Annotated in this window: 3 protein-coding genes; all 3 read right to left on the bottom strand. The window is 76.1% G+C overall.

Features of this window, described 5'->3' with window-relative positions; translation table 11 throughout:
- Positions 1-115: 115 nt before the first annotated feature.
- Positions 116-1,174, bottom strand: a complete 1,059-nt coding sequence (locus ACI789_RS24495; protein ID WP_457012154.1) for an autoinducer 2 ABC transporter substrate-binding protein — start codon at positions 1,172-1,174, stop codon at positions 116-118.
- Positions 1,175-1,255: 81 nt separating this feature from the next.
- On the bottom strand, positions 1,256-2,758 hold the full coding sequence (locus ACI789_RS24490; RefSeq protein WP_457012153.1) for a rhamnulokinase: 1,503 nt from the start codon (positions 2,756-2,758) through the stop codon (positions 1,256-1,258).
- Entirely contained in the window at positions 2,755-3,543 is a 789-nt protein-coding gene (locus ACI789_RS24485; protein ID WP_456918034.1) for a DeoR/GlpR family DNA-binding transcription regulator, read from the bottom strand. Before ACI789_RS24485 ends, ACI789_RS24490 begins: the two co-directional genes overlap by 4 nt.
- Positions 3,544-3,783 lie beyond the last annotated feature (240 nt).

The following is a 3,783-nucleotide window of genomic DNA, read 5'->3' as shown; positions in this document are numbered from 1 at the left end:
CCCCGGGCCCCCCCCGGGCCCCGCCCCCCCCCCCCCGCCGCCCCCCCCCCCCCCCCCCCCCCCGCCCCCCCCGCCCGCCCCCCCCCCCCCCCCCCCCCCCCCCCCCCGGGACCGGTCAGTAGTCGAACTGGCCGGCGTTGTCCTTGGTGATCCGCAGCGGCGGGCCGAGCAGCAGCACCTTGGTGCTGTCGTCGTAGGTCACCTCGGGCATGTCGGCGCTGACGTCGTTGGTCGCCTGGAACGACTCGCCGTTGGCCAGCTGGACGCCGGCCCACGCGGTCAGGTAGCCGAGGTTCTCGACGTCCCACAGGATGCTGGCGCTCGAGGAGCCGTCCTCCAGGTAGGGCAGCATCGACTGCGGCGTCCCGAGGCCGACGGTGAAGACCTGGCCGGTCTTCCCGGCGTCCCGCACCGCCTGGGCCACGCCCGGCGCCGACGAGGTGCACTCGCCGACCAGCCCGGTGAGGTCCGGGTGGGCGTTCATCAGGTCGGTCGCCATCTGGGTGGCCGCGGCCTGGTCCTCACCGGCGTAGACGATGTCGACGATCTCGGCCTCCGGGTACTTCTCCGCGGTGTAGGCCTTCTGGACCTCGATCCAGGAGTTGAGGTTCTCGGCGGTCTGCCCGCAGGAGACGATCGCGTACTTGCCGGAGCCGCCCATGGCCTCCAGCAGCGCGTCGGTGAGCGCCTGCCCGATGCCCTCGGTCGAGGCCTGGCTGACGAAGACCTGACGCACCGAGTTGGGGGCGTCGGTGTCCGAGGTGGCCACGGCGATGCCGGCGTCCTGGGCCTGCTGCAGCAGCGGCGCCATCGAGTCGGGGTCGTTGGGGGCCACGATCAGCGCGTCGACGCCCTGCTGGATGTAGGAGCGCACGATGTCGGCCTGCGCGGCCGGGTCGGCCTCGACCGGGCCCTGGTAGAGCCAGGTGCAGCCGAGCTCCTCGCAGGCGGCCTGCCCGCCGGTGTTCATCGCCTCGAAGTAGGGGATGCCCTGCAGCTTCGGGACGAAGGCCACGGTCACGCCGCCCCCGCCGCCCTCCGAGCCGCCGCCGCTGTCGCTCCCGCCGCCGCCGCCCGAGGCCGAGCCACCGCTGCCCTGCCCGCAGGCGGCGAGGGTCAGAGTGGCGGCCAGCCCGAGCGCGACGGCCCACCTCGTCGTTCCTGTCTTGCTCATCGGTCACCTCTCGGAGTGGGGGGTCGCCCCCCGCGGTGCCACCGGGCTCGGCGAGCCGGTGGGTCCAGGAACGTCCGCTGGTCAGGTCGGGATGAGCCCCCGCTCGCGGTCGTCGTCCTGAGTTCGCTCCCGCAGCAGGGCTGCGGCCTGTTCCCAGCGCGCGTCCGGGCGCGGGGACCAAGTACGGAGGTCGGCGGTCCGGGCGACGACGGCGCGGACGTCGGCCACCCCGCCCAGCTCGCCCAGGGCCACCAGTTGCGCGGCGGCGTTGCCCAGGGAGGTCGCCTCCACCGGGCCGCAGTGCACGGGCAGCCCGGTGGCGTCGGCGGTGGCCTGGGCGAGCAGCCCGTTGCGGGCCCCGCCCCCGGTCACGCAGACCGCGGCCGGCGCCGTGCCGGTCACCGCGGCGATGTCCTCGGCGGTCACCCGGTAGGACACCGCGAGGGAGTCGACGACGCAGCGGGCGACCGCCGCGGGGGTCTCGGGCACCGGCTGCCCGGAGCGGCGGCAGTACGCCTGCACGCGGGCGGGCATGTCGCCGCGGCCGAGGAACTCGCGGGCGTTGGGGTTGACCACGCTGCGCAGGGCCGGCTCGCGGGCGGCCAGCTCGGTCAGCTCGGCGTAGGTGAACGCCAGGCCCCGGGCCGCCCAGGCGCGGCGGCACTCCTGCAGCAGCCACAGGCCCATGACGTTGCGCAGCAGCCGGGTCGTGCCGGCGTACCCGCCCTCGTTGGTCAGGTTGGCCGCCAGCGAGCCGTCGGTGACCACCGGCCGCGCCACCTCGACGCCGACCAGCGACCAGGTGCCCGAGGAGACGAACAGCGCGCCGGGCGCGGGGAACGGGGTGGCGACGACGGCGCTGGCGGTGTCGTGCGCGGCCGGGGCGACCACGCGCGTGCCGGCGAGCGGGCCGTCCCCGAGCGGCCCGACGACCGGGCCCAGGTCGGTGCCCGGGTCGACCACCTCGGGGAACAGCCGGGCCGGGATGCCCAGCTCCTCGGCCAGGTCGCCCGCCCAGCGCCCCGCGCCGGCGTCGTACAGGCCGGTGGTCGACGCGGCGGTGGACTCGGTGACCCGGGCGCCGGACAGCAGGCAGTGGAAGACGTCGGGCAGCATGAGCAGCGACGCCGCCCGGTCCAGCCGGGTCGTCGTCCGGGCGTCGGACACCAGCGCGAACACGGTGTTGATCTCGTTGACCTGCACGCCGGTGGCCCGGTACAGCCGCTCCCGGCCGACGGTGGCCAGGACCTCGTCCATCGCCGCGGACTGCCTCGGGTCGCGGTAGCACGTCGGCGCGTCCACCAGCCGCCCGTCGGCGTCCAGCAGCCCGTAGTCGACGCCCCACGCGTCCACGCCGACCGAGGCGACCGGCGACCCCTCGGCGGCGAGCGCGCCGAGCCCGTCGGTGACCGCCCGGGTGAGCAGGTCGAGGTCCCAGCGCAGGATGCCGTCGACCGGCGTGGGGGCGTGCGCGAAGCGGGCGACCTCGCGGACGGTCAGCCGCTCGCCGTCGAAGTCGGCCCGCTCCACCCGGCCGCTCTCCGCGCCGAGGTCGACCGCCGCGACGGTCCGGACGGCGCTCACCGCTGCTCCTCCGGGACGGCGACCCGGTGCACGCGGGTGCCGGCCGCCTCGATCGCGGCCACGACGGCGGGGTCGGCCGCGGCGTCGGTGTAGACGGCGGTGAGCTGCGCCAGCGGCGTGGCCGTGTGCAGCGAGAAGCTGCCGAACTTGCTGGAGTCGACCAGCCCGAACAGCGCGCTGCAGTGGGCGGCGAAGTACTGCTTGGCCTGCACCTCCTCCAGCGCCATCTCCAGCACGCCGCGCTCGGCGGAGACGGCGTGGGCGCCGATGAAGCCCTTGTCGATGCGCCCGCGCCCGGCCAGGACGTCGCCGATCAGCCCGACGACCGACCGCGCCGACCGGCGCACGATGCCGCCGGTCACCAGCACCGTGGCCTCCGACCGCTCGGAGAACAGGGTCGCGGTCGGCATGCTGTTGGTGATCACCACCAGGGACCGGCGGCGCAGCAGCTCGTGGGCCAGGTAGTGGCAGCTGGTCGAGGAGTCCAGCGCGATGACGTCGCCGTCCTGCACCAGCGGCGCGACGGCCCGGGCGATGGCGGCCTTCTCCGCCCGCCGGACGCGCAGGCGGGTCTCGAAGGACCCCTCGTCGACCAGCGCGGCCGCGACCGCCCCGCCGCGGACCCGCCGCAGGGCGGCCCGCTGCTCGAGCGCGTCGAGGTCCTTGCGGATGGTGACGGCGGAGACGTCGAGCCGCTGGGCGAGGTCGTTGACCTCGACCCGGCCGGTGGCACCCAGCGCGGACAGGATCGCCTGGGAGCGGGCGTGCTCGTCCAGGGAGGGCACCGCCACCTCCTCGCGCGTCGACGTGTGACCGGGGTCACTCGGCGCGCGAAAGGTAAAGCCAGCTGAAATCCAACGTCAAGCCTCCGCAGGGAAGCGAAAGCGGAGGGCTTTCGCCCGGTCAGCGGAGCGCTTTCGCAGGAGGGGGGGCCGGGGGGGCCGGGGGGGGGGGGGGGGGCGGGGGGGGGGGGGGGGGGGGGGGGGGGGCGCGGGGGGGGCGGGGGGGTTGGGGGGGTGGCTGCC

Source organism: Geodermatophilus sp. SYSU D00965, assembly GCF_054050075.1.
Note: the sequence above shows the minus strand (reverse complement) of the source record. Positions and strands in the feature narration are given on the sequence as shown.

Coding starts and splice junctions, on each gene's coding strand:
- ACI789_RS24495 (WP_457012154.1), bottom strand. CDS start 1,174: ATGAGCAAGACAGGAACGACGAGGTGGGCCGTCGCGCTCGGGCTGGCC.